Below are 26111 nucleotides of genomic sequence, written 5' to 3' on the forward strand. Positions count from 1 at the left end.
AAATGGGTTTAAGAATCAACACCAATACCGCGAGTCTAAATGCCCAAAGAAATTTGATGGGTACCAAACTCGCACTCGACAAGAGTCTGGAAAGATTGTCGTCTGGCTTTAGAATCAATAGAGCCGGGGACGATGCAGCCGGACTCGCTATCAGCGAAAACCTCAGAGCACAAACACGTGGCTTGAAACAAGCTTCACGAAATGCACAGGACGGCATTTCACTTGTCCAAGTTGCAGAAGGTGGCCTGAACGAGGTCAGCTCCATATTGATTCGACTGAGGGAGCTTGCCGTGCAAGCGGCTTCTGATACGATCGGGCCAGTGGAGAGGCAGTTCCTCAACGTGGAGTATGATCAACTCGTATCCGAAGTTGATCGCATTGCCGATGGGACTGAATTTAACGGAACTCAATTGTTGAGCGGAACGGGTTCAATACTTGATTTTCAGGTTGGCACTCGTAACGATCCAAACATTGATCGCTTAAGTTTTGACGCTTCTAAAGCAGACTCTAACGCAGCTGCTTTAGGGGTGAATTTAACAAGTGTAGCAGATAAGGCTTCGGCTCAGAACAGTTTAAGTGCTATCGATTCAGCAATTGTGAGTGTTTCAGCAATGCGAGCAGATTTTGGAGCCATCCAAAATAGGCTGCAGTCATCGCTAAATAACATTGCGGTATCGATCGAAAATATGTCTGCAGCCAACAGCCGGATTCGCGACGCGGATATTGCCGAAGAAACAGCTGAACTCACAAGGAATAACATCCTTTTGAATGCTGGAACATCGGTGCTCGCACAAGCAAATCAATCTGCACAAGTTGCACTGGGTCTCTTGAACCGCTCACTCGGTAGTTAATTAAATTACTGAGTGCACTTTAGGTTCACGAACTTTAGCTCACGGGCGCGGAGTTAATCTCCCGCCTCCCCGGCAAATAGTCGGTGGGTACTTGAACGAATGCTACTGTTTCCTGCGGGAAACCGCCCTATTCATAGTGGCGGTTTCCAATTTGATTGAAGCCAACGCAAGGGAATGCTTGTAAGATTCCTGGGACTGCGTCAGTGTCTCCTGGATCATCAAAAAAATAATTGAAAATCTGGACTCAAACTCCCATCTAATTATGACGATCTGACTTTGGAGCTCTTTGGATTTTCCAAAGAACCATTAAAAAACAATGAGTGCATGACGCACTTAAATGCCAATGGAAGGCAGCTATCAAGGAGGATAAGCCATGCAAGGAGGATAATTATGGCCTTAAGGATATCAACCAATGTGGCATCACTGAATGCCCAGAGAAACTTGGTGAATACCAACCGAGCAATGGATCAGTCTCTCGCTCGACTGAGTTCGGGTTTCCGAATCAATCAGGCGGCTGACGATGCGGCGGGACTCGCGATCAGTGAGAATCTCCGAGCGCAAATTCGGGGTTTGGGACAAGCCAATCGAAATGCCCAAGATGGTGTTTCTCTGGTTCAGATAGCGGAGGGTGGATTGAATGAAGTTTCGGCAATGATGATTCGTCTGCGTGAGCTGGCAATTCAAGCAGCTTCAGACACCATCGGAGATGTTGAACGAAAATTCCTTGATGTGGAATATCAACAGCTCAAGTCGGAGATTCAGCGAATTGCTGAGGTCACTTCGTTCAATGGGTACGATTTGTTAAACGGAACCGGTGGAGTCATGGACATTCAAGTTGGAGTGAACAATGACCCCTTTAAAGATAGGATCTCGTTTAATACATCCGCAGCCAATTCTTCGCTCGAAGCGCTCGGTATTACAGCCGAGTCGGTCGCCACAAAGGAGCAGGCACAGACGAGTCTGAGTGCCGTCGATATTGGAATGGTTTCGGTCAATGCGATGCGAGCAAATTTTGGGGCTATGCAGAATCGTCTGCAATCCACCATCAATAACCTTAACATCGCCCACGAGAATCTGTCGGCAGCAAACTCACGAATTCGTGATTCTGATGTCGCAGCTGAATCTGCCGAATTGACGAGAAACTCAATCCTGACACAGGCTGGAGTTTCAGTACTCAGTCAGGCCAATTCAATTCAACAGGTGGCACTAAAACTATTGGGTTAGTCAACGAGAGTTTAACAGCGGGTTTGCGGTGGTGATTTTCAAAATCGCCACCGCCATAGCGTCCTTTTCCAACAACCAGTTCTCTATGATCTTAGATAACGATAAAAGGCAACAAGACCAAGTGCACACGCAATTCCGTATCCTAAGGCCGCCAGGACAGGCAATTCAAATACCTTTGGACCGCGATCAATTACCATCAAAAGAGAAGATGATATCAATAAGCCTCCAATCACAAGACCCAAAAAAACTGTGTGAGCAGACTTCACCACCGTCAAAGACATTTGCGTCATCTGCAAAATATCTAACTTTATTGCATAAGATGGACTATTGATCTTCCTCAGGTATTGTTTCAAATGCCGAGGGAAGCCCGACATGACGGAGCTCAGATCCTTACCAGCAGCTGTCAAGTCGCGCATTACCTTCGAGGTTTCATATCGATTCTTGACCAATTCATCGGCGAACTCAAGCGAATGAGATAGAAAATCAAAATCCTTCATTACTATCCGTCCCATCCCCTCAATGGAAACGATGGATTTAAAAAATAAGACAAGCTCTGTTGGTAATTTTAATTCGTGGCGCGAGGCAACTCCAGTTGAGTCAAGAAGCAGGCGACCGGCGTTCACATTTTTAAGTGTGAGACCGTAATAGGGAGCTATTAAATCGCGCAAGTCCCTAGCAAATCGATCGACGTCCACATGCCCAGTATAAGGGGCCATATCAACATACTCATAAGCGAGCCTCTCATAGTCTTCGGTAAACAAAGCTACCAACATACTGGCGATTGCATTTTGAGTTTTCTTATTTAACCGACCCACCAAACCAAAATCAATGAGACCAATCTGATTGTTGGGCAATACAAGGAGATTTCCAGCGTGTAGGTCTCCGTGAAAGAGCCCATCCGTAAAGACCATTTTTAGATAGCACTTGAGCCCCACTCTTAAAATGGCCTCCCGGTCAATCCCCTCCTGTGCCAGGGCATTTTTGTGACTCAGCGGAACGCCCTCCAACTCTTCAAGAACAATCACTTTTCTTCCCGTCAGCTCCATGAACACGTTGGGAATTTTTATGCTTGGCTCACTCGCAAAATTTCTCTGAAATCGGCGAATATTGTTTGCCTCTATGACAAAATTTGTTTCCTGCTCCAGAGCACGAAAAAACTCATTCACAATAGCAGTGGGAGAATAAAAGCGGGCCTCATCAACATGCTTCTCGAGCAATCCGGCAAGGGTGTACATAATACTCAGGTCTTCAGCAATAATATCCTGAATGCCAGGCCTCTGAATCTTGACCACAACATGGGAGCCATCTTTCAATATCGCCCGATGAACCTGAGCAATACTCGCCGCTGCCATTGGTTCTCGTTGAATTGATTCAAAAATATCTTGCAAGTGGGCCCCAAACTGTTCCTCCAAAATGACTTGCATGAGCGTAAAATCGAGAGTTGGAGCCTGGTCGTGGAGCTTCTTTAATTCTTCTGCCACATCGGCAGGAACAAGATCGGGACGAGTGGCCAACAACTGACCCAATTTAACGAAAACAGGCCCCAACTTTTCAAAGCAAAGGCGCAACCTCTCGCCAGCTGATAAACCGGCTAGCTCTTGGGAACTCAACTTGTCAAAAATGAATCTACCGAGATTTGCCCTTTCGGCGACCTCTTGAAACCCGTGCCTTGCGAACACTGCCACTATCTCTCTGAGTCTGAGAGCGCTTGTGATTGGATTCTGTTTCTTTAGATAGGAGCTCAGCACGCTTGCCTTCCAATACAGGTAGAAAATCTATTTTTCCATCCTGAGTGTCAGTTCTAGCTACCGCCACCCGAATGACATCACCAATGTTATAAGATACTCCAGACTTTTTACCAATCAATCTCAAATGATCTTCATCAAATTTAAGATCATTTTGAGGAAGGGCTTCCGTTCTTATCAAACCATCGACATCAAATTGGCGAAGAAGGACAAAAATACCAAACTTCGCCACTGAGCTGATGATGCCATCAAATTCCTCTCCCAAATGTTTGGCCATGAACCTGGCCTTTTTAATCGCCTTAACTTGACGCTCCGCTTTTGCAGCCCGTTGTTCACGCGCACTTGTCATTGTTCCAATTGATTGCAACTGTGGATAGGGAACGAACTCATATCCCCTCTCCGGTGCGATGACAGCCTTAAGGAGGCGATGAACAATCAAATCGGGATAACGCCTGATCGGTGAAGTAAAGTGCGTGTAAAACTCGAATCCTAAGCCAAAATGTCCCAAATTGTCGGGGCTATATTTGGCCTGGCTCATCGTTCGTAAGGTCAATATGTGAAGAATTTGCTCTTGAGGTTGTCCCTCAAAATGCTCCAATGCTTGACCAATTTTCTTCTGAAGCTTTCCTCCCCCAAGTCCTTTACTGAAACCAAAAATCTGCAAAAATCTTTCCAATTCTATAATGCTATCTGCACTTGGAACTTCATGTATGCGATACAAGGCGGAAACTTCCTTCCCATGAAAAAATTTGGCAACTGCAACATTGGCTGCAAGCATCATTTCTTCAATCAATCGGTGAGAAAAAAGCCGATCCGCTCGAATGATATCTACTGGTTGCCCTCCTTCATCAACTTCAACTTCAGTTTCTGGAATTTCCAGATCAAGAGAACCTTCTCTGATCCGTTTCTCCATAAAGATATGGGCCAAATCACTCGCCCGAGAAAGCATGCTTTTTACGTGCTCCAAATGACTGGGACAGTTGCCATCGATAATCTCTTGTGCCTCACCGTAAGTAATTCTCGCCTTGCTCTCAATCACGCCTTCATAAAAATTCTGTGAAGAAAGACTCCCACTAAAATCAAATTTCATATCTGCCACAAGCGCCAGGCGCGGCACGCCAGGACGCAGAGAGCACAAGTCATTGCTCAAGCTTTCAGGTAACATCGGCGAAACGAAATTCGGAAAATAAACGCTGGTACCCCGCTCATAGGCCTCTTCATCAATGGAAGAACCAGGCTTTACGTAATGACTAACGTCAGCGATCGCCACGATCAAATGAAATCCCACAGGCAGTGTTTCTACATAAATGGCATCGTCAAAATCCTTCGCTGTCACACCATCAATCGTCACAAAATTAAGAGAACGCAGATCAGTCCGACGCTTAAACTCAAGTTCGTTCAAATCATCTCGGATTTCTTCTGACTCTCTTAGAGTCTTTGTTGAAAAATCGTAAGGAATGGACTGAGTATGCAAAACTCTCATCGCATCATTGAGCGGATCAAGAGCATCACCAATGACCGATATGACTTCTCCACAAAATCCCCTTTGTCTCCTGGAAAGGATTTGATTTGCACCAACACCCAATCTCCTTCAGTGATTTCCAGGTGAGTTGGGCAAATTGCAGTCAGATCTTCTCCCCACCCATGACTGACGTCATGAAGAATTCCCCGTCCTTTCCCTTGCGCCCAATACTGGCCCGTCGCACGGGCCGTGCTTCTGACCAATATTTCAATCAATTCTCCACGAAGTCGATGTGTTGCTTTTTCAGCAATGACTCGGATTTTAATCCGATCATTAGTCATGACACCAGTCATCTCTCTTCGAGAAATATAGATATCTGGAATATCAGGACTTTCCGGTACAAAAAATCCGAATCCATCGGGATGTCGCTTGACAACCCCTTCCAATATATTGGGTAGTTTGGTTCGTCGCTTGTTCATTGATTCTCGCTTGGTATGCTATGATAGAGATCTGCTTTGGCGATGTGACCCTATCCTATTTTCGATATTTTAGAAAGTTGAAATATCGTTCCTTGAGTACATCCAGCTCTGCAACGCCACCACATTTGGGGCAGGCGAAACCATCCTGAACCAAAATTCCCTCCTTTGCATCTGCTGTTCCTTCTTTGTAATCTTTCCCGCGATGGACGAGGTGCATTTCGGTGTGATCACATTTGGAGCAGTAATAGGGGATATAGAAGGATTCCACCAGAGCATTTGGCGGGAGAAACCCATCTAAAATATTCATTTGATCCACCACATTTCTGGGACACTTTACAAATTGAAGTTGTATTCCAGAGACCTTTCTAATCCACAATAACCAGCCCCGCAGACCAATGGAATTGACAAAGCGAATACCCGAGAAATCAAAAGTCGCCTGCTTAACGCCTTTGAGGTCAATTTTAGAAAACTCAGCATTCTCATCAATATCCCCCTGAAAACGCAAAATAAGCCGATCTCCCTGCCACTTTTTATCGGTTTTAAATTCGCTTCTCATTTTTTGTGCCTCTCTCTGATGGGATTACGAGCAATTATATGTCAAAAACCATGCCCTCAACACCAAAACACCACTCTAATTTATTTGAATCCAATTCTTGTTCCAATGCCATTCGAATCGCAGATTCGTAATAGGAACGAGTCTGCTCTTCCACTTTCTGAATTTTTTCATCCGTGGCTGCTGGGTCATGATGAATAAAAACCATTTTTTTCACTCTTTCACGCATCCCAATATCGATTCCAATTGGAGCTGAGGCATGGCCCCAATTTATTTTTTCTGCCGCTTCAAGGAAGGTGTACTGTGCATCATAAATGAGCAAATCGACATTTTCATAAAGGGGAAGATCCTGTCCTAGGTCCTTCCTGCTGACTCGAGTCCCTTCAGTGTCTACACAGTGAGAAAAAACCTTCCCACCACTCTCGCAACGATAGCCCCAACAAGGATCGGGATGATCCAATTGATAGGGAATGACCGTTACATCACGCAGGACAAAAGGAACTCTTGGCTTCAATCGATGAAAGGTAATATGGGCTCCCAGCTGTTCAAAGGAAACCGGAAAGTGTGGTTTACAAAACATTTCGCGCACTCTGTCTTCTAGATCCTCCTGAACAGCATAAAAATGTATTCTGTTCCCTGGAATAAAAATAGGGACAAAAAATGGCAAACCGATCAAATGGTCCCAATGAAAATGAGTCATGAAAATATGGGCTTCACCCTTTCCTAAACCGCAAGGCCCCATTAAAAGGGACTCCCCATACCGACGAATTCCACTCCCCCCATCGATAACAAAATCGGCCTTTTGACTCGTCACTTGAATACAGGCCGTGTGTCCTCCGTAGCCTCCCACCCGATAAGGAGGAAGATTCCCAAGGAATTCCGTGACTCCTCCAGAATTGGATCTTCGAAAGTCTTCATACTCTTCGAGCAGATTCTGTATTTTGCTGCGAAGATATTCGGGCGGAACGGGGGCAGGAAGTGATCCGCGCGCCCCCCACAATCTAATTCGCAAATTCATGATCAGCGTCTTTCAATTAAAAATAGAAATTATACCCCACAAATCCCTCAATGCCTGACAAAGTGACTCCTAAGTCATTTCCATCAAGTTCAACTTCTTTGCCGTTTTGCGCCTGACTCAAACTCGCAGGACTGGGAGACCCGGAGGTGAAATCACCAGAGACCGAGGATGCCTTAAGTCTTTCAATACCCAGAATTCTCAAGTTTCCTTCAATACTAAAACAGTGGTTTGGGCTCAGAAAGCAAAATTCAGCTCCGATGCCTCCCAAATAACCGAGATCATTTCCAGAAAATTCAAGAGTGTTGCTGCCCTCTTTTATGTCTCCAGAGACGGTTCCCCACCCCAGCCCCAACTGGGTATAAAATTTAATCACTGTATCTTCGAGAAGATAAAATCTAAACATCGGAAAGACTGTCACACCGATGAGGCCATACTCATAATTATTACCAAGAGCATCTGAGCCGTCCCCGTTTTGATACATCATTCCCAACCGTAACTGAAAAGCTGTCATTCCCGAAAAGCGATAGCTGATGAAACCATTGCCTTCCCAGGCATTGCCAAGCTGAGGAGTTGAAATCCCTCCAGCTCGCTGATTTGCTCGGGTGGAGAGTTTGTTCAGATCTGATTGATCAGCGGCCGTGATACCTAGGTTTAAACCCAACGACCAGCCCCCCCCGCCTCCCTTTGCAGCAAGAGACCCCATCGCAGGCAAGATCGTCATCAAAATTGCTAATAAACGAACCATAGATGTCAGCATTTTTCCCCTCCCTTTCTGTCAATGATCGAGGAAAATACATTGGAGTTCAATCAGAGGTAAAAACCCTAGACTTTCAGCGGTCCGCTCTTTCTTGAACCGTTCTCAATTAATTAAGAAAGTGTTAATTTAGAAAGGAAATATTTTGCCCACTCAATGGTTAACAACCGACCTAGCAGAGTTCTAAATTCCTTCTCCTCAAAGATCTTGCCGTTGATCGAATATCTGGCACCCGTCTTCTCCCCCTGACCGTCAACGAAAGCTTCTATTACTGCTTTCGCTTGCAATTCATTTGAACGTATCGAAATCACCAATTTCACTGCCTCGCCTTGAGAAAGGGCTTTTACGCTGCTTTCCATTTTTAAGAAAAAATCACCCATTTTTTGAGATCGAATTGATCCCCCGAAAAAACCAGTTGATCGTCTCTCACCACGATCTTCACGAGAACTCACCAAACCCGAGAGATGCACTTGATCCACATCATTCAGCTGGCGGTACCCTGAATCTAAGGCCTGATATTTATATTCAAAATCGATATTTTCTTTCAGGCCCTGCACTTTCTTCTCGACCCTAGAAGAAAAATAAATAGGACAAACCGTGCCCTCGACAACCAGAAAGTCATTTTTCAGGCCAGTGGTCTCACCGCCCGAGGACGAATAGTCAATCCGACAGAATTCGCGCCCGATCTCTTTAACCATCTTGCCAACTAAGGGATCTTCTTTTCCGCTGAGGGAATCTTCAAGTAATTGACTCGATAAGTCAAAAGAGGTCTTCCTTTTTGCTCCCTCTTCCCTCTCCGATCGAGCTTTCTCAACGGCATTGGCCGCTCGATCTAAAGAGCCAGTGATTGATCCCAACAAATCAAGTTTCTCCCGGTTGAGCGGAATCTCGGATTCATTTGACACTCGAGACTCACATCCCGCAAATAGGAGAATTCCACCGAAAGAGCTTATTGCCAAAATTCTTGTCACTCTAGATTTCATTGCAACCCTTTTCTTCTCAAAATCACGTCTCTGTTCCACATCGTTTCTGCTCCCTAAATTGGAATTCCTGTCGAGAGTCCTTTAGCCTAAAGTCTGGAGACGAAATCACTGTCTGTCTATTGAATTTCCGAGGCTGTTGACCCGTCGCACGACCTCCCTTTATGTTGAACCAATGAGTTTCGAATTTTTTACCGATGTTCTGCAATATTCTGTCGATGGTTTCTTCGCACAACTTCCACAGAAGAAGCCCTCATTCAAACACTTACGTTTCTCCAAAATCATAGCGCACAGAGGCCATCACGATAACACTGAGATTTTTGAGAATACCTTGGCCGCCTTTGATAGCTGCTTGAAAAACCAGATATGGGGAATCGAGCTCGACGTCCGTTGGACTGAAGATCTCTTTCCTGTTGTGCTCCACGATCAGGACTGCGGTAGGGTTTTTGGACGCCCGAGCATCAACCCTTCTCGCTACACCTTAAGGATGCTCAGACAACATGCCCCCATGATACCGACCCTTCAAGAAGTGGTGGATCTTTTTGGTTTACAGATTCACTTGATGATTGAATTGAAAGAAAGTCTTTCTGATCCCGATAACATTAAGATGCAAAGACTTCTCGAGATACTTAAAGCTCTGAGACCCGGAACTGATTATCATTTGATGTCATTTTCCAAGGAAATTCTCAAGCGTGTTGATTTTCTACCTCCTGATTGCATGCTGGGCATCGCAGATTGGGACCTTGGCGAAATGAGCAAAGAATGCCTCAACCGAAATTATGGAGGTTTAACGGGACATTATCTTTTTATGACACCTTCTCTCATTGAACTTCACCACCACCATGAACAAAAAATTGGTGTTGGCTTTATCAAATCACCAAACAGTCTTTACCGAGAGATAAACCGCAAAGTTGATTGGCTTTTCACCAATCATCCCTTGGAGTTAAAGCAATGGATGCTGGAACTACCTTAATCGAGCCAAATTCTCCCTCAGACTGGCTAGTTTTATCTGCTGCTCCTCCAACTGAGCTCGGGCCTGAATGACAATTTCTGGAGGTGCATTCTTGACAAAATTGTCATTCCGTAAGCGCATTGAGATCCCCGAAACTTCCTTCTCGCCCTTCTCAATAACCTTTTCTAGACGCTTAACCTCCTCTTCAAGATCTACAATTCCCTCGAGAGGAACCACCACCATGACCTTATTTTCACCCACCACAAAGGGACTGATCGCACATTTTCTTAGGGACCCTGCTTCTCCAATCTCACATAAGCCCAGTTTAGCGAGCCTCATGATTGCGACCTTATTCGACTGCAAAATTTTCTGCAATTTGTCTTCCGATGGAACCAACCGTGCAGTAATTTCTTGTCCGGGTTTAATTTGATTTTCACCTCGAATATTTCGAAGAGCTGTGATAACTCCCTTAACCACATCCAATTCAAAGGCCTGTTCCTGAGAGCCACCCTTAAGCCAATTTCTGTCGCTCAAAATTGTAGGATAACGATCCACAACACAAGCTTCCCCTCTGATTGGAAGTTTTTGATATAACTCTTCCGAAATAAATGGGACAAATGGATGCAACAATCTCATTAACCTATTAAGAACCTGAGCCAAAACAATTTGGGTTGCCCGTTTTTCGCTGCTTTCCCTTCCATATACAACTGGTTTGATAAATTCCAAATACCAGTCACAAAATTCATGCCAGGCAAAAGAGTAGATGGCATTTGCAGCGTCTGAAAAGCGGTACGATTCTAATGATGTCTCCACTTCCTTCATACAAATGCTCATTTTATAGATAATCCACTGATCAGCGTGAGAAAGGTCATTCAATGGAGGCAAATCGTCAATGCTGACTGATTTAAAATCGACATCCTCAATGGCTTTGAGCGCAAATCGAGTGGCATTCCAGAGTTTATTCATGAAATTGCGATAGCCTTCAAGTCTCTGATCCGAAAACTTGAGGTCCTTACCCGTAGAAACCTGAGACAACAAAGTAAAACGAAGTGCGTCAGCCCCGAATTTTTCGATCAGTTCTACTGGGTCAGCAGAATTGCCCAGGGATTTGGACATCTTTCTGCCTTCAGAATCTCTCACCAGTCCATGAATGTACACGGATCTAAAAGGAACATCCTTTTTAAACTCCAGTCCCGCCATTATCATGCGAGCGACCCAAAAGAAAATAATATCGTGACCTGTTACCACGACATTAGTGGGATAAAAAGTTCGCAATGCCTCCGTCTCATTTGGCCATCCCATTGTGCTAAACGGCCAAAGTGCAGACGAAAACCAAGTGTCTAAAACGTCCTCTTCTTGACGAATATGAGTGCTCTGACAGTTCTCGCAATTTTGAGGGTCTGCCTCAACAACCGTCACATGTCTACAATCATCGCAATGCCAGGCCGGAATACGGTGTCCCCACCACAGTTGGCGAGAAATGCACCAATCTTGAATGATATTCATCCAGTGCAAATAAGTCTTGGTCCATGATTCGGGTTCAAACAGAACTGTTCCACTCTCAACGACTCGCTTGGCTGGGAGGGATATCTCTGATGTTTTTACAAACCACTGCTCCGAAAGTAAAGGTTCTACAACGACACCCGATCGGGAACAGTGCCCGACAGAATGTATATGAGATTCAATTTTCTCTAAAAAGCCACCGCTTTCAAGATCACTCACTACCTGTTCACGCGCCTTTTTTGCGGTCAAACCCTGATAGGCCTTCGGAACGTTCTCATTGAGAGCACCCTTTCTATCTAGAATACTAATTGACTCTAGTTGATGCCTCTTTCCAATCTCATAGTCATTAAAGTCATGGGCTGGAGTAATTTTCACGACTCCCGAGCCAAACTCCCTATCAACATAATCGTCCCCAATTATTTTTATCAACCGATCTGTGAGTGGCAGTTTGACGCTTTTGCCAATGAGGGAACTATATCTTTCATCCTCTGGATGAACTGCGACGGCTGTGTCACCCAACAAGGTTTCAGGTCGAGTGGTTGCAACCACGAGGTGTCCCGTCCCGTCCTCAAGAGGATAACGGATATGCCAGAGACTTCCCTTTACTTCTTTGTAATCCACTTCCAGATCAGAAAGCGCCGACTCCAACTTTGGACTCCAATTGATCAGGCGAGTGCCCTTATAAATCCAATTTTTCTTGTAAAGCTGAACAAATACCTTCCGAACAGCCGTCGACACACCTTCGTCCAGAGTAAAACAGAGGCGATCCCAGTCACAAGAGTCTCCCAACCTCTTCATCTGCTCAATGATACGCTCGCCGTACTGTTCCTTCCACTCCCAAACCTTCGCAACAAAATCCGTCCGGCCTATCTGATGACGGGTCTTTCCTTCTTTGGCCAACTGTTTTTCAACAACACTCTGAGTGGCAATCCCTGCATGGTCAGTTCCCGGAAGCCAGAGGGCATTAAATCCACTCATTCGCTTCCACCGAATTAAGGCATCTTGAATACTATGATTAAGGGCGTGGCCCATATGCAGAGACCCTGTTACGTTTGGTGGAGGCAAAATGATGCAATAGGGAGGCTTCGTGGACACATCCTGCGCTTTGAAATAACCTTTATTCATCCACCATTGATACATCCGACCTTCAACCTCTTCGGGACTATAACGATCAGGCAATTCCAAATAAACCTCCTTCAACCATTGCTGCGATTGGATAAAAATCCAAAATATCGACCACAGAATTTACCATTAATCCAAGCGGAGAAACAAGGATGGAAGACTCGATTACACTCCAGACTCAATAAAGGTTCGAAGAGATTTCACTCCTCCCTCCAAAACGTAAATATTCACATACCCATGCGCTCCAAGGTCTTTAGCCACCTTTGACGATACTCTTCCATTTTGACAGACGAGAATAACGGGAGAATCCAACCCAGCTGATAGCTCCGAAAGCGAACTCTTCACCAGTTCTGGAGGCAACCTCCTCGCCCCTGACAAAAAGGGTGCAAAGAGAAGCTCCTCCTCTTCCAACAGCACTTTCGGCTCGCGCAAATCAAAAAGGAAAAAATGCCCAGAATTTTGGATGATATTCTCAAGTTGAAAAGGGCCAATCTTCCAAACATCCAATTTCTTAAAAAACCATTTCAAACAACAACCCGCGCCTTCGTTGGTATACTTCGAAAAATTGAAATCCCGATGAGCAATGAAATCCCAACAACCAAGCTTGCCGCCCAAAACGGGGACTGATGACTGACATCACGATAAAGTAAGTTTCCCAATACGGGCCCGATGATGCGTCCCAAAGCACTTAAACTTTGATTGATGCCCATCACGGAACCCTGTTCATTTTCCTTTGTGAGTAAACTAATACTGCCTGATAACGAAGGATTAATAAAACCAGTTCCAAGGCCCAAAAAAGTGACAGCAACGGCCAGTTGCCAAACTTCATTCGATGCCGCGATACCAGCAAGCCCCAGTCCTTTCATGACCAGACCGGACATCAACATGCGTCGCTCCCCGGCCACAGGAAGAAGCTTCCGAATAAAATACCCCTGGGTGATGACCATTACTATTCCAACATAAGCAAAACCAAGGCCCGCAGTCATGAGGCTCCAATTGAACTTGTCCTGAACAAAAAGAAAAAGAGCCGCTTCCATGTGCGCCATTGCAAAAGATGCTAAAAAATACATCACCTGCAGTTGACCTATAACTGGATAAAATAGGTGCTTTCTCATCAGGCCAAAGCGCGATTTCCTTTCAGTTACAATCTTCAATTGAGCAGGTCGAGACTCCACAAGGACGTTCCAAGCAAAAAATGCATTTAACAAGCAGATCACGGCTGCGACGACAGCGGCAAAACTCGCCCCGAAGGGAGGATTGCTCCCGAGACTTTCGCCTACATGGCCAGCTAAAGCTCCCAAGGCAGGCCCCAAGACAAAACCTAAACCAAAGGCAGCTCCGATGATGCCCATATTTTTAGAACGAGATTTTTCATCCGTTATGTCCGCAATATAAGCCATTGTTGCCGATATGTTTGCTCCAAAAATACCAGCCAATAGTCGGGCTACAAAAAGAAGAGTGTAGGTCGTCGAAAAGGCAAATATTAAATGCGACAGACCGGCCCCCACCAAACTTAGCAATATGATGGGCCTACGCCCCCAACGATCACTCAGCTGCCCCCAAAACGGCGAAAATACAAACTGAGCTCCAGAATATACCGCCATTAAGAGCCCGACCTGAAGGGCATCAGCACCAAAGGCCCTGGCTAAATAGGGACTCAATGGAATGATGATGCCAAATCCAATAAGATCAATGAAAACTGTTAAGAAAATGACAACTAGGGGTTTGTTTTTTATGCTCAAAGGAATTCCTGTTGTAGAATATCAATCATGAAAATAGAGATTATGGAACGATGTGAGATACTAGCGCAGTTTATCCTACGAATCCAGCTTTGTGCGGTTTTCAGTGTCGGATTCCTGGCCGCCGCTGATCCTGTGATTTTTCGCCCAAAATCACATCGAGCTATTTTTGACGCTAAACTTTTTAGCAGCGAAGATAATTTTGACTCAGCTGACGGCACCTTTGAAAAATTGGGATCGAATAAATATTTCAATGTGAACACCTATAAGTTTGAATGGGATTACGTGGCAACCAGCAGGAAAGCCTATAAGCTGGGATTTACCGCAAGCCAGGGTGAGAGTTCAGATGGGGTCTCTTTGCGAAAAAACTCTGCGGTTACCAACGCTTTCATAGGGATGCAGTACTTTCTCCTAACAAATCCTTTGAAGGTCAAACCAGAACTGATGGTCTTTTATTCTAACGCGCCGATTGACCCAAATGGCGATGACATCATTCTTAGTGAAGGAGTTCTAGAGGTCAAATTTGGAACTTGGCTTCAGAAGAAGGCAATGACGCTGGATAATTACATGTACTTGGGAGCAGACTATCGCGCTGATGGAAGAGCGAGCCTAGCAGAATATGTCATTGGTACAAAAATAGATTTTGACGGTTTGGCTTTGGGTGGCGAGGCCTTTGGATATCAAAGCATCACGGAAGATGAGCTAACGAATTCTCCCGTTCAACGCACAGCAGTTACGTCTCGAGTCAACGGGGGCTCCCTCAAATATTATTCAATAAATCCCAACCTTCTCTCAGCAAGTGCATATGTAGAAGCCCAAATCAGTGAAGCGCTAGCTCTGAAGGGAGAATACATTCTTGATCTTCAAGGCAAGAACTCGGCCAAAGGCAACACGATCGGGATTCAGGTTGTTTGGAACTTTAATTCTGTCCAAGGAGAATTTACAAAAACCCGCCGGAAAGAAGTAAATAACGATGATCTAAACAAGTTCAATATTGAAAGTACTGAATACAATGAAAGACTCTTTCAGGAAGATTCTCCAAAGCCATTTCGCCGCAAGAAAGAAAAAACTGACGAGGAAATCTTGGACGAAGCTGAAAAACATTTAGATAAAAAATTCAAAAAATAAACTGATTGCTCTCACTGAAAACTCTTGGCCGACTTACTTCCTTTGGTCACTGCATCGTGAACTTTTGATCGAATAAGATCCTCTTCATGAATTTGATCAACTTCTCGAGTTATCGAAAGACTCAATTCGGGGCTCGGCATAATCTTTTGTCCTTGATCCAGCATGGTCAGATGACTCTGAATCAAAGCTTTTAAATTGCTCTCAAACTGCAATCTAATTCTTTTTAAATCAGTGATTTCACTATAGATTTTTTTGAGTGAATCACGGGCATCTCTCACAATAAGTTCACTCTTCTGATTGGCATCTCCCACAATTAAACGAGATTCGCGCTCTCCATCTTCACGGATTTTTTCAGCCATACGTGTCGCCGTTGTAATAGTCGTTTTTAGAAGCTCATCTCGCTCTCTAAAATCCACAATGGTTAAATCTCGCTCCCTGAGTGTTTCACGCAAATTATTTCTCTCTCTCACAAGAGCTTCCATCTCATCGGCCACTACCCGCAAAAAATCAACGACTTCATCAGCGTCAAGGCCCATGAATCTACGACCAAATGTCTTGTGCGCGATATCTATTGGTGCAATTTTCACAGCTCCCCCCATGTTCAATATTATTCAAATACTCAAGTAGAAGGATTTCCGATAATCAACTTGAGAAAACCACAAACAACCAAACATACAAAGAACTGCCATGGTATCATTTGTCGCCAGAGAATTCCAGTAGAGAGAAGCACGATCCTCATCCTGTCGCTCACAAATTGCTTATCTAGACCGACGTCTGTCCAATTTCACGATCCCTCAAAACAGCTTTTTCAAAGCTGTAACGAAGAGCCCGCTCAATCTCAAGTTCTCGCATAGAATCCAATCCCGCAGATGTGACACCCTTCTTAGAGACCACTCTGTTTTGCAGTTCCTGCAGTGCAGTTTCTGGGGCCTGATCTGCTAAAAGGGAGGCACCTAAAAAGGTACTCACCGTCATTGTTCTCGCAATTTCCGCATCGAAGCCATGCTCTTCTAACCATTCCTGCCAGTAAATCATCAATTCGAAAACGAACCCAATTCCACTTGAACAGGAGACCGTGAGTGCCTCAAATTCTTCCCCTTCATCTACCTGCACCACAGTCCCAAGGGCACTCAATAGATCCTCGGCAACTCCTTCCATGCCCTTCGCTGACTCTGCCAAACAAAAGCCTACAACGGATTTATTGATTAGGGCCGCCGTATTTGGCATCGCTCTTATCAGATTCCTCACGTTAGGCATCGCCTTTTTTAAAGTCCTCAGTGAAACTCCAGCCATGAGACTTATCACCGTATGATTGAGGCCAAAGGCAGAAGAAATAGGCTCAATCCCTGAAATAAAATCCTGAGGTTTTACAGATATGATCACTACGTCACAATGTTCCAACAGCTCTTCATTGTTAACTAGTGCTCGGATTCCCATTTGTTCAACGAGCTTCTGCAGTTTTCCCTGTGTGCGGTTGGTTGCAAAAATTCTTTCGGCAGGAATTTTATTGGTATTCACCAAAGCTCGAATAATGGCCTGACCCATATTGCCAGTGCCGATAAAACCTATGTTGCGACCCTTTAAGAAATCTCCGGTCATGCCTACTCCTCAACCTTGCCGTTCACCAAACAAACGGGTTCCCAAACGTATGTAAGTTGCTCCCTCTTCAATAGCATATTGGAAATCTTGGCTTGTTCCCATCGATAATTCACACAAATGATGCCCGGCCGACCCACCAAAAACTTCAGAGCTCCACTGATCTCGCAATTGACGAAGCCGAGCAAACCCTCTCCGAGTTTCCTCCGGCAACCTACCAGGCGCCGGAAGCGCCATCAAACCACAAATTCTGATCCCATCAATCTTTTGGAGGGCCTCCAGAAAAACTCTGCCCTCTCGAAAGTCTATTCCTGATTTATTCGGCGCGTCATCGATATTAATCTCAACCAGAATCCTCTGCACTCGATTTTGAGTTGTTGCCCTTTGTCCGATCAATTGGGCTATATTAACGCGATCCACAGAGTGAATAAGATCTATTTTTCCAACCAAATCCCTTACCTTGTTGCTCTGAATGTGGCCAACAAAGTGCCACTCCAGACGAGTGTCACCGAGCAAGGATACCTTTTTTAAATATTCTTGAGCATAATTTTCGCCCACAATTTCAAGACCTGCGGCAACAGCCTCCTGAATTCTTTCAATACTTTGTCCCTTTGCCACCCCAACTATTCTGACGGAGTCTTGTGTCCTTCCCGACCTTGCCAGGGCATTTGCCATCTCAGCCTGTATCTCAAGCCAATTCTCACGCACGGATTTTCCAACCATTTCGCACCTCCATTTTATTAAAGAGCTCGATGGGAAACCCAACCACATTGGAAAAAGAGCCCTCCAACTTGCTCACAAAGGCGCCGGCCGCGCCCTGAATGCCGTATCCTCCCGCCTTGTCAAATGGCTCCCCGCTGGCGATATATGTGACGATTTCGTCCCTAGCCAGTGTCCGAAACCAAACTCGACTTTCATCTGAAACCAAAGTCTCTTTCTTTCCGTCTACATCGTGCACACAGATACCTGTGATAACGCTATGCATATTTCCAGATAATCTGCTGAGAAAGTCCGCGGCTTCGGCCGAGTTTTTTGGTTTCCCCAGAACTTCGCCCTTCAACACAACGACAGTGTCCGCAGAAAGAATCAAAAAACCTTGTCCTTTCATTGGTTTAGTCTGAGCTATGTAGGCCTGGCCTTTCTCCCTCGCTAGAGACTCAGCGACTGACCGAGGCATCAGGTTTTTGTTAATTGTTTTCGATAGTTTAACAGCATCCACGCGAAACCGATAACCTGCCGAAGTGAGGAGATCATGACGGTGCGGCGACTGAGAAACGAGGATAAGTTGGTGCATGGAAATTTTAGATCATAAAAGGATCATAGATGTTAAGCTTTGATTTCTTAATCCTGTTGAGCGGACTGGGTTTAGCAGCTCTGGCCATTTATTTGTTCGCCACAGCAGTCTTTACAAATAACACCGATTCTGATGCTCTCGCCTGGGCCTCAGGCGATGAGCCTCGCAAATCTAAATCCCCACTCGTTAATATCTCGCGCCCTCTGGTTCATAATTTCACCCTTCAGCATGCCACGCGGATTAAAAATGAGAAATACCGCAAAAAAGTTGAAAAATTGATTCTTACCTCTGGCCTGTCTCAAGAACTCAATGTGGATGAATTCATTGGACTGCAAATTCTTTGGGGAGTGATGGTGCCTATCTTTCTCATTATCCTCAACTTTGCCCTCCAGCTTGGTTATCCGTATTGGCTCTGCGCCATTATCGGAGTCACCGGACTGCAGTTTCCTCACCTCTACTGCGGGTCCATGAAGAAATTTTGTTATATTTTTGTTGTTGTTGATTTGCCATTTTTCATTGACCTTCTTGCACTCTCGACCGAAGCAGGTCTTGATTTCATTAATTCCATTCAACGAATTGTAGAAAAGGCAGAAAACAGCGTTCTCGCCGACGAATTCTCAATTGTGCTTAAAGATATCAAACTAGGCAGCTCAAGATCTGATGCTCTTAAAGCTTTCGCACAGCGCCTGGACATTCCAGAAATCACAAGCTTCGTTGCAATGATCAGAGATGCTGACTACACTGGCGCTCCAATCGCGTCGGTGTTGAAAGATCAAAGCGCCCAGATGCGCCTCGAGCGCTTTATTCGAGCCGAAAAAGCTGGATCAAAAGCCTCTCAGGCCATGCTCATTCCAATGATGGTATTCATCTTACCCGCGGTTTTTATCATGGTCTTCGCACCTGTGGTTCTTCAATTTTTTTATGGAGCGAAATAGTGGCTTACCTACTAAACACCTCGAAAAATAAAAGAGTCTTTTCTGAAGTCATCATCGCAAAAAAATTTTGGGATCGGTCCAAAGGGCTGCTCGGTCGAGCCTCGCTGAGCGAAGAGTCCGTCATGTGGATCTTAGACTGTAACTGGATCCACACCTACTTTATGCAGTTTCCCATTGATGCTGTCTTTGTCGATCGAAAGCTAATCGTGAAAGCAATAAAGCCAAATATTTCGCCGCAAAGACTGACTCTTCCCTCCTGGGGTTCGCATTCCGTATTCGAAATGAAAAATGGATTAGCAAATAAACAAAACATTGAAGTCGGAGATCAACTCTATGTGGGTGCTTAGAGTTCTCTCTGGTCCTCAGGCGGGACAGATTTTCAAACTTAAGGCCGGCACTAACACAATCGGCCGCGAGCCAGGTTGCAATGTCATTTTATCTAGCGCCGGCGTCTCCAAGCAACACGCCAAACTGGACATCTTTGATGACAAGATTATTATCTCTGACCTGGGGTCTCGGAATGGCACATTTGCCAACGGGGTTAAAATTCAAAACCTGCGATTAACTGGAAATGAAAAACTCGCATTGCATGAAATTTTTTTTGAAATTATTGAAATGAGCCAGACTGAACTGCTTCGACTGACGAATGCTGCCACCGCCCCCTTAAATTACCAACAAGCCAGTCCTCATTTGGGCCACTATCAACAGCAGTTCAGTCACCCTCACAACGAAAGTATTGCATTTCAACATCAGCAGGAAACAAGTTCCACCCCAAACCACAGTTCTCAACAAACATCCAGTACCCCACAAAGCAAAGCAACTATACTGATACTTGCTCAGAAATATCTAAACGAAGTGATTTTGCCAGGCGTGTACAAACTACCTGAAATAATGGAGTTTCGCCTGGTCCTCGCCGTATTTGTGGGGGCTTTTATTCTATTTGTTACCTCTCTTTCAGCTGTTCCACTGATGCGAATCCTTAAGGCCAGCGTAGAAAAGGAGAGTCAGCGGCGGGCACTCACCATCGCTCGCACATTGGCAAAAATAAATCGTGCTCCGCTGATGCAGGGAATTGAATCGGCCGTTTCCATTGAAATTGCCCAAAGGGAACCTGGAGTGGAAAGGGCTCTCATTATTTCAAATGTGGACGGAAATATCATCGCACCGGCTTCTCTGGCTGGGCAGGTCCCCGATCTTCCATTTATTCATGAGGCACGTCGAGAGGGAAGAGAAATCGTCAAGCAGATTGATGACAGCACAATTGGGGCCCTGGTTCCGATTGAATTCTACAATCCCGAGACGGGATCACAAGCCGTCACTGCCTGTGCTGCCGTCATATATAATATGGGTTCGTTGGCCGTAGATGATGCGCGCACTCTCAGTCTATTTATTCAGACATTCTTTATCGCTTTAATCGTCGGCTCTATTCTCTTCTATTTTCTTCTAAAAACAATTGAATTTCCGTTAGTAACTCTCAACCAACAGCTTGATCTCGCCCTAAAAGAAAATCATGATAATTTGCGGACTTCCTATCAATTTCCAGTGTTGCAAGCCTTGGTCTCAAATATCAACAGTGCTCTCTCTCGAATGGGCAGCTCGGATCCATCCAAAAATTCCACGAGAGTTGAGTATGATCGTGGTGCAGAATTGAACAATCTGGTACAACTCATAGGTTTTGGTGCCATTGGAATCACTGCACATGACCTCACTATCCAATCTGTTAATCCCGAATTTGAGGATCGAACAGGAATGAAATCCTCGGATCTCGTCTTTCAAACTGTTGACAAGATCACTGATCAAGCAATGCGTCTGAGCATCAAAGATCTCATAGAGAGGGCCCTCCAGAACCCTCACCAAATTGCATCGAATAATCTTGATATCCGTGGAGAGACATTTGAAATCGCTCTGCAAGCGGTTCATGGCAGCGATCAAGTGGCTTACTTTATTGTGAGCATCCTGCCCTCCTACCAAGGAGGTCACCCCTAATGACTGAGGGAAGCCTTGCTCCATCTATACCTCACGGGTTTGAATTTTCTCTAGTTGTATTGAATGGGAAGGACCAAGGAGTCACTTATCGTTTGACTGGGCAACGGGTCACGCTCGGACGCGGGGAGGAGAACGATATCCAATTCCAAAGCGATATGAAATGCAGTCGCCAACACGCAGTTATAGAATTTGCAGAAAATGGGATATTCATTGAAAACGTCTCCGATTCAAATGTACTGATTGTAGATAAAATCGAAGTGCAAAAATCCCGAATAAAAAACCTCTCGCATATTGTTCTGGGAGAAACCGAGCTCAAACTAAAGATCAAAACCCCCCAAGACCTGGGCCTCGTTCCCATCCCGAGTCATCTCACAACTTCTTCCGCTCCAACAAGAACAAAGACCCTTGGCCCAGGCTCAGGAAAACCAAACGACAATTTTCAGGGAAACTTCTATCGCCCGTCTTCCTCATCCCAATCCAAATCCAACAATTCTTCCTCAAAAATTCGTTATCTAGTTGGCGGCCTGGCCGTCCTTTTTCTATATCTGATCATGTCTGAAACTTCGAAAAAAAAGGATGTCACTGAGATCCGTACAGATGAAGCCGTCGATGCTGAAATAGAAAAAACTCAAAAATTACGCGAATCAGTCATAGAGCAGCGTCAAAAACAGGGAAAAAATTCGCAACAATACAATGAAGCGCAAGCCGTCTATCTTCAGGGATTTCGCGACTACAAGCAAGGTATCTACGGCCGATCCCTTGAGCTGTTTCAAGCCTGCCTGTCCCTTTTTCCTGAACATACTCTTTGTCTGAGATATTTAAAACTGGCGCAAAGAAAGTACAACGAATTGACTCAATACCATATGATTTTGGGACGAAAATATCGAGAACAGGCCCAATTCTCAGCTTGCAAGGCATCTTTTCGAAATGTCATGGTCATGGTCGTCGATGCAAATAGCGCCATCTACAAAGAAGCAAAGGCCAACTACGATGCATGCGACACGATGGTAGAGGAAAGATATTGATGGCTAAACTGGTCATAAGGCTTCATGGCAAAAAATATATGACGGTCGACCTCGTCGAGGGTAAGCAATATTTTGCCGGGCGCAACCAGAATTGTGAGATCCCTCTAAATAACCAAAAGGGAATTTCTCGAAGCCATTTAAAGATTTTTCAGAAAAACGAAATCTGGATCGCAGAGCTAGTTTCGCGCTACGGCAGCCTCATTTTTGAGGGTGAGTCCGCCGAAACAATTCAATTGGAGGGGGATTCGGTCTTCCAAGTTCCTCCCTATGAATTCACATTTCAAGAGACGCAGACAACTCCTTCCGTTACCGACCACCCAAGTAAGAGCGAAAAATCATCTCTCGCAACTTCAAATCCACAATCAAACAGCAGGGATGGTGCCTCCGACAATTCAATAAACAAGGGTCAGTTGTTTCCTACTAGCCAACCTCAGCCGTCCACTCATAAAAGAGGGGAACTCATCACCTCAGAACTGAAAGCAAATGGCATTTCCCGCGAAGGGAATCTGGAAGCCACAGCTCCTGGCATTAACAACTTGTCCGCCTTCTTACGAATTAGGTTTCCTGACCGAGACAGAGATGAAGTTCTTGAATTGGTAGGACATCTCTGGGTTGCGGGACGGGATGCGAATTGTGAAATACCAATCGAAGACGGACACGTCAGTCGCAACCATTTTGAACTGAGTCAAACAAATGAGGGGATGTATATAACCGACCTTGGTAGCGCAAACGGAACTTCAATAAACGGTCAAATTCTCACCCCACACGAGCCCTTCAAGATAGTTAGCGGAGATCACATTACAATCATGGATCTCACTATTATTCTTGAAATGAGAGATCGGGATTTCAAGAGCAAGCTCATGGTTGCGAGTCAGACGCCCCTTCCCGATCAACCCTCGCAAATGTTACTACCTGCTCCCTTTAATCCAAATATATACTTTGACCCAGAAGGGCCATCTGCTGTCAGACTCGATGCCCCTCCTCCCGCAGGATTAAAAGGATTTGTGACGAGTTTAAAAAGAAATCGGGTCCGTTTGGCCCTTGTCCTCTCCATACCTTTACTCTTCTTTGGTTACCTATTTAATTCAGAGACAAATAAAACTCAAAAAGCCACCTCCTCAAGCAAAGAGGGATCAAGTTTTGACAGACTTAGTCCCGAGAAGAAATTTGCAGTAAAGGACATCTTTAATCTTGCTCGAGGACATTACACACAAGGAAGATATGAGCTCTGCGTCGCGGAGCTAATAAAGTTACATGAAATTGTCCCTCTTTATGAGGATTCAAAATCACTTCAAGCCCACTGCCTACAGGGTTCTGAGATGACCCGTGAAAATCAAGAACTCGAGCGAAAAGAGAGGGCACGAATAGAAACTCAACAAAAAATTTCATTCATCGTGAAGGACTGCAAATCACGTTTGGGCCAAGGGGCATCTGTTGATGAAGCTAAGGAATGCCTGAGCTTGGCAATAGAATTAGATCCCAGTAACTCGGGAGTCGTCAGCATACTTTCGGAAATTCAGGCCAAAGAGGATGCCGAGAAGCAAGAACAGGCCGATGCCCTTGAAAGACAGTCCAGGAGCAGAGCAGGAGAATCACAATATCGTAAGGCCAAGGATTTTTACAAAAAGGGGCGACTAAACGATTCCATCAGTGAATTTGAAAAATTTCTTCGGGGCGGATATCCTGGTCTACAAAATCTGGAAAATATTGCCACTCGCGAGCTTGCCAGCACCAAAAAGGAATTGGACAAAAAAATTCAGAGCGGACTTTCGCTATGCAAAAGCCATTATGAAAAGAAAAACTATCGACCGGCTATAGAAGCCTGCGACCAAGCTCTCAACGAAGACCCCAACAACAAGGAGGTCCGTTCAACGAGAGACCAGATCCTGTCAGACCTTCGTCGCGAAATGAGATCAATTTACGAGGACAGTGCCCTCGAGGAGAGCCTGGGTGAAATCGAAGGCGCAAAGGAGAAGTGGAAGAAGATTCTTCAAAATGACATCGAGTCTGACGAGTATTACCAAAGAGCAAAGCGAAAATTGCAAAAATATGGAACTGGAATTTGAATGAAATTAGCAGAACGATCCTATAACGGACGTTTTTCCCGCCCTCGTCCTGAAATCTTTATCGAGGAGCAGTCAGGACTCCTCATTATTGCTACTCCCTGGGGCTCCCGAAATGCAGCTCGAAAGGCCATTCAAGCCATTACTGAATTTTTTCTGGCTGCCAAAGATGACATCGAAGTGACTTCCCCTTTTCAAAAACTCACTTGTCTTTCGTCTATTGCTAATTCCTTGAGAACCGCCGTCATGTTGGCAAACGATCTTATCTATCAGGAGGAAAACCGAGAGGAATATCTCTCAAGCCTCGAACTCTTTGCTGCCGCCGTCTCCGCGAATGAACTTTCCTTTGTGCAATTGGGACATCCCCAAGTTTTCTTGGATAGAAGCGGATACCCTCCCATAACAAGTGGTTCTCTTGCTGATTTATCTCTTGATTTCAGCAGGAAAGGAAATGTTTTGCCACCATTGCCAAGTACTCTCTTGGGAATCCATTCTACAAGCGCCTTGAATATTCGAACGATTCGGGTAAACAAAGAAGATCGCCTGCTCCTCGTTAGTCACTCATTCATGCCAAGTTCATTTTTCAATCTGAGTTTCGAGGAAAGATCAGTCGAAAAAATATCCTCAATCATTTCAAAACAGTCTCCCCAGGAACCCTTTTGGGTTGGACAGGTAAGCTTTTAAAGCTCCACATCGGAATTCTTATCTCCCGATTCATCATTGTAAAATTTCTCAATATTATATGATTTAGATGGACTATCACTTTGTTCGGTAGACTTCGCCGGCTTTTTGGGTGGTGGCGTGCGTACCGGATGCGAGGATTCCTTCCAGTACCTGATCGGCTTCCCAGATTCCTTCTTTGGATCCTCCTTCTTAGGCTTGGTCGGTTTCTTCGCAACTTCATCGCTGGGTTTGGACAACTTCCGATGAGATTCTTTGATCTCTTGAGTTTCCTCAACTCGCGGCTTCTTTTTTATCACTTTCGGACTCGTTGCCTTCGGCTCAGAAAAGTCTGACTCAAAATCCTGAAATTCATCAGAGCTATCTTCTGATTCATCAGATTGCGTTCCTGGCTCCTGACGCTTCTTAGTTTTTGAGTCAAAGTAGTAAGTGATTCCGATTCCGCCCTGAAGTCCGCCCGATGTTCTCCCGCTGAGATAAAGCACAGGAGAAACCTCCAACCGAAGGGACCACGTTGCCTTAGGCAAGAGATATTCAAAGGCACCACCTGCCCTTAATCCCAACTGCGATTCTTCTTCCCTTTTGTCCCCTAAATAAACGCCTGCTACAATTCCGCCAAATACAGAAAACATAACTGTCCCCACTCTTTGGCTCATTCTCCAGCGGTCATCTTCGCTCAACAAATAATAGACATAATTTGCATCAAAGACGAGAAACTCATCAAGCTGATATCCAAAATCTGCATTCCACGCTCTTTTCCAATTGAGCCATTCTTGATATCGAATTGAAATCGGCTGACCTATCATCCCGGCCAATCCATATTGACCAGACTTAAATCCTGGAAAACGCGATTCATCCTGCGAAACGGTCTGCACAGCAGAACCAGAATATGAGAGGGGAGTAAAATATAAATTGAGAAAAACCGCCAGCAGAAGAAGGTATCTTATCTGAGCATCCACTCTAAACTTCCCCATACATCTCATGAAACACAAATACCTAAAAGATTGAATTCTTCCATAAA

25 protein-coding genes are annotated in these 26111 nt (G+C 45.0%); 10 read left to right on the forward strand and 15 right to left on the reverse strand.

Features of this window, described 5'->3' with window-relative positions:
• Positions 1 to 2: 2 nt before the first annotated feature.
• Entirely contained in the window at positions 3 to 851 is an 849-nt protein-coding gene (locus tag IPJ71_14715; protein MBK7844914.1) for a flagellin FliC, read from the forward strand.
• A gap of 390 nt (positions 852 to 1241) precedes the next feature.
• On the forward strand, positions 1242 to 2075 hold the full coding sequence (locus tag IPJ71_14720; protein MBK7844915.1) for a flagellin FliC: 834 nt from the start codon (positions 1242 to 1244) through the stop codon (positions 2073 to 2075).
• 83 nt (positions 2076 to 2158) lie between these two features.
• Here the strand turns inward: IPJ71_14720 and IPJ71_14725 are convergent, their stop codons facing one another.
• The 7 genes from IPJ71_14725 to IPJ71_14755 form a co-directional block, all read right to left on the reverse strand.
• Positions 2159 to 3685 carry an AarF/ABC1/UbiB kinase family protein gene (locus IPJ71_14725; GenBank protein ID MBK7844916.1) on the reverse strand — a complete coding sequence of 509 codons (1527 nt, stop codon included), beginning with the start codon at positions 3683 to 3685 and terminating at the stop codon, positions 2159 to 2161.
• 16 nt (positions 3686 to 3701) lie between these two features.
• A complete protein-coding gene (gene rnr, locus IPJ71_14730) occupies positions 3702 to 5405 on the reverse strand; it encodes a ribonuclease R (GenBank protein ID MBK7844917.1) in 1704 nt (567 codons plus the stop codon).
• Entirely contained in the window at positions 5300 to 5761 is a 462-nt protein-coding gene (locus IPJ71_14735; GenBank protein ID MBK7844918.1) for a hypothetical protein, read from the reverse strand. The genes rnr and IPJ71_14735 overlap by 106 nt, the downstream gene beginning before the upstream one ends.
• Positions 5762 to 5816: 55 nt before the next feature.
• Positions 5817 to 6317, reverse strand: coding sequence for a hypothetical protein (locus tag IPJ71_14740; protein MBK7844919.1), 501 nt, complete (start codon positions 6315 to 6317; stop codon positions 5817 to 5819).
• A 34-nt stretch (positions 6318 to 6351) separates the two neighbouring features.
• Entirely contained in the window at positions 6352 to 7326 is a 975-nt protein-coding gene (locus IPJ71_14745; protein MBK7844920.1) for an MBL fold metallo-hydrolase, read from the reverse strand.
• Between the two features lie 22 nt (positions 7327 to 7348).
• Complete coding sequence (locus tag IPJ71_14750; protein MBK7844921.1) at positions 7349 to 8089, reverse strand: outer membrane beta-barrel protein; 741 nt, start codon at positions 8087 to 8089, stop codon at positions 7349 to 7351.
• A 110-nt stretch (positions 8090 to 8199) separates the two neighbouring features.
• The gene (locus tag IPJ71_14755) at positions 8200 to 9108 is read right to left on the reverse strand and encodes a hypothetical protein (protein MBK7844922.1); all 909 of its coding nucleotides are present in this window, start codon (positions 9106 to 9108) and stop codon (positions 8200 to 8202) included.
• 97 nt (positions 9109 to 9205) lie between these two features.
• Between IPJ71_14755 and IPJ71_14760 the strand changes: the two genes are divergently transcribed.
• Complete coding sequence (locus tag IPJ71_14760; GenBank protein ID MBK7844923.1) at positions 9206 to 10039, forward strand: glycerophosphodiester phosphodiesterase; 834 nt, start codon at positions 9206 to 9208, stop codon at positions 10037 to 10039.
• Here IPJ71_14760 and IPJ71_14765 read toward each other — a convergent pair.
• The 3 genes from IPJ71_14765 to IPJ71_14775 form a co-directional block, all read right to left on the reverse strand.
• A complete protein-coding gene (locus tag IPJ71_14765; protein ID MBK7844924.1) occupies positions 10031 to 12661 on the reverse strand; it encodes a valine--tRNA ligase in 2631 nt (876 codons plus the stop codon). The two genes, IPJ71_14760 and IPJ71_14765, sit on opposite strands and share 9 nt — an antisense overlap.
• Before the next feature lie 147 nt (positions 12662 to 12808).
• Entirely contained in the window at positions 12809 to 13171 is a 363-nt protein-coding gene (locus tag IPJ71_14770; protein ID MBK7844925.1) for a rhodanese-like domain-containing protein, read from the reverse strand.
• Positions 13168 to 14385, reverse strand: coding sequence for an MFS transporter (locus tag IPJ71_14775; protein ID MBK7844926.1), 1218 nt, complete (start codon positions 14383 to 14385; stop codon positions 13168 to 13170). The genes IPJ71_14770 and IPJ71_14775 overlap by 4 nt, the downstream gene beginning before the upstream one ends.
• Before the next feature lie 27 nt (positions 14386 to 14412).
• Between IPJ71_14775 and IPJ71_14780 the strand changes: the two genes are divergently transcribed.
• Positions 14413 to 15510, forward strand: coding sequence for a hypothetical protein (locus tag IPJ71_14780; protein MBK7844927.1), 1098 nt, complete (start codon positions 14413 to 14415; stop codon positions 15508 to 15510).
• 11 nt (positions 15511 to 15521) lie between these two features.
• Here IPJ71_14780 and IPJ71_14785 read toward each other — a convergent pair whose 3' ends face one another.
• The 4 genes from IPJ71_14785 to maf all read right to left on the reverse strand — a co-directional run bounded on the left by IPJ71_14785 (position 15522) and on the right by maf (position 18400).
• Positions 15522 to 16097: a DivIVA domain-containing protein gene (locus IPJ71_14785; protein MBK7844928.1), complete on the reverse strand. Its 576-nt coding sequence runs from the start codon at positions 16095 to 16097 to the stop codon at positions 15522 to 15524.
• 175 nt (positions 16098 to 16272) lie between these two features.
• Entirely contained in the window at positions 16273 to 17109 is an 837-nt protein-coding gene (locus IPJ71_14790) for a pyrroline-5-carboxylate reductase (protein MBK7844929.1), read from the reverse strand.
• Between the two features lie 9 nt (positions 17110 to 17118).
• Positions 17119 to 17829, reverse strand: coding sequence for a YggS family pyridoxal phosphate-dependent enzyme (locus IPJ71_14795; GenBank protein MBK7844930.1), 711 nt, complete (start codon positions 17827 to 17829; stop codon positions 17119 to 17121).
• Positions 17807 to 18400, reverse strand: coding sequence for a septum formation protein Maf (gene maf, locus IPJ71_14800; GenBank protein MBK7844931.1), 594 nt, complete (start codon positions 18398 to 18400; stop codon positions 17807 to 17809). The genes IPJ71_14795 and maf overlap by 23 nt, the downstream gene beginning before the upstream one ends.
• A 29-nt stretch (positions 18401 to 18429) precedes the next feature.
• Here maf and IPJ71_14805 point away from each other — a divergent pair, with 29 nt between their 5' ends.
• Genes IPJ71_14805 through IPJ71_14830 form a run of 6 tightly spaced genes read left to right on the forward strand, consistent with a single transcriptional unit; the run spans position 18430 to position 25093 of the window.
• Complete coding sequence (locus IPJ71_14805) at positions 18430 to 19335, forward strand: type II secretion system F family protein (GenBank protein MBK7844932.1); 906 nt, start codon at positions 18430 to 18432, stop codon at positions 19333 to 19335.
• On the forward strand, positions 19335 to 19682 hold the full coding sequence (locus IPJ71_14810; GenBank protein ID MBK7844933.1) for a DUF192 domain-containing protein: 348 nt from the start codon (positions 19335 to 19337) through the stop codon (positions 19680 to 19682). Before IPJ71_14805 ends, IPJ71_14810 begins: the two co-directional genes overlap by 1 nt.
• A complete protein-coding gene (locus IPJ71_14815) occupies positions 19669 to 21321 on the forward strand; it encodes an FHA domain-containing protein (protein MBK7844934.1) in 1653 nt (550 codons plus the stop codon). Before IPJ71_14810 ends, IPJ71_14815 begins: the two co-directional genes overlap by 14 nt.
• The gene (locus tag IPJ71_14820; GenBank protein MBK7844935.1) at positions 21321 to 22346 is read left to right on the forward strand and encodes an FHA domain-containing protein; all 1026 of its coding nucleotides are present in this window, start codon (positions 21321 to 21323) and stop codon (positions 22344 to 22346) included. Before IPJ71_14815 ends, IPJ71_14820 begins: the two co-directional genes overlap by 1 nt.
• A 38-nt stretch (positions 22347 to 22384) precedes the next feature.
• Positions 22385 to 24412, forward strand: coding sequence for an FHA domain-containing protein (locus tag IPJ71_14825; protein ID MBK7844936.1), 2028 nt, complete (start codon positions 22385 to 22387; stop codon positions 24410 to 24412).
• A complete protein-coding gene (locus IPJ71_14830; GenBank protein ID MBK7844937.1) occupies positions 24413 to 25093 on the forward strand; it encodes a hypothetical protein in 681 nt (226 codons plus the stop codon).
• On the opposite strand, the gene IPJ71_14835 is transcribed toward IPJ71_14830, so the two are convergent.
• Positions 25090 to 26064: a hypothetical protein gene (locus IPJ71_14835; GenBank protein ID MBK7844938.1), complete on the reverse strand. Its 975-nt coding sequence runs from the start codon at positions 26062 to 26064 to the stop codon at positions 25090 to 25092. The genes IPJ71_14830 and IPJ71_14835 overlap by 4 nt on opposite strands.
• Positions 26065 to 26111: the final 47 nt, after the last annotated feature.

It is taken from the genome of Bdellovibrionales bacterium (genome assembly GCA_016714165.1).
Classification (GTDB): domain Bacteria; phylum Bdellovibrionota; class Bdellovibrionia; order Bdellovibrionales; family UBA1609; genus JADJVA01.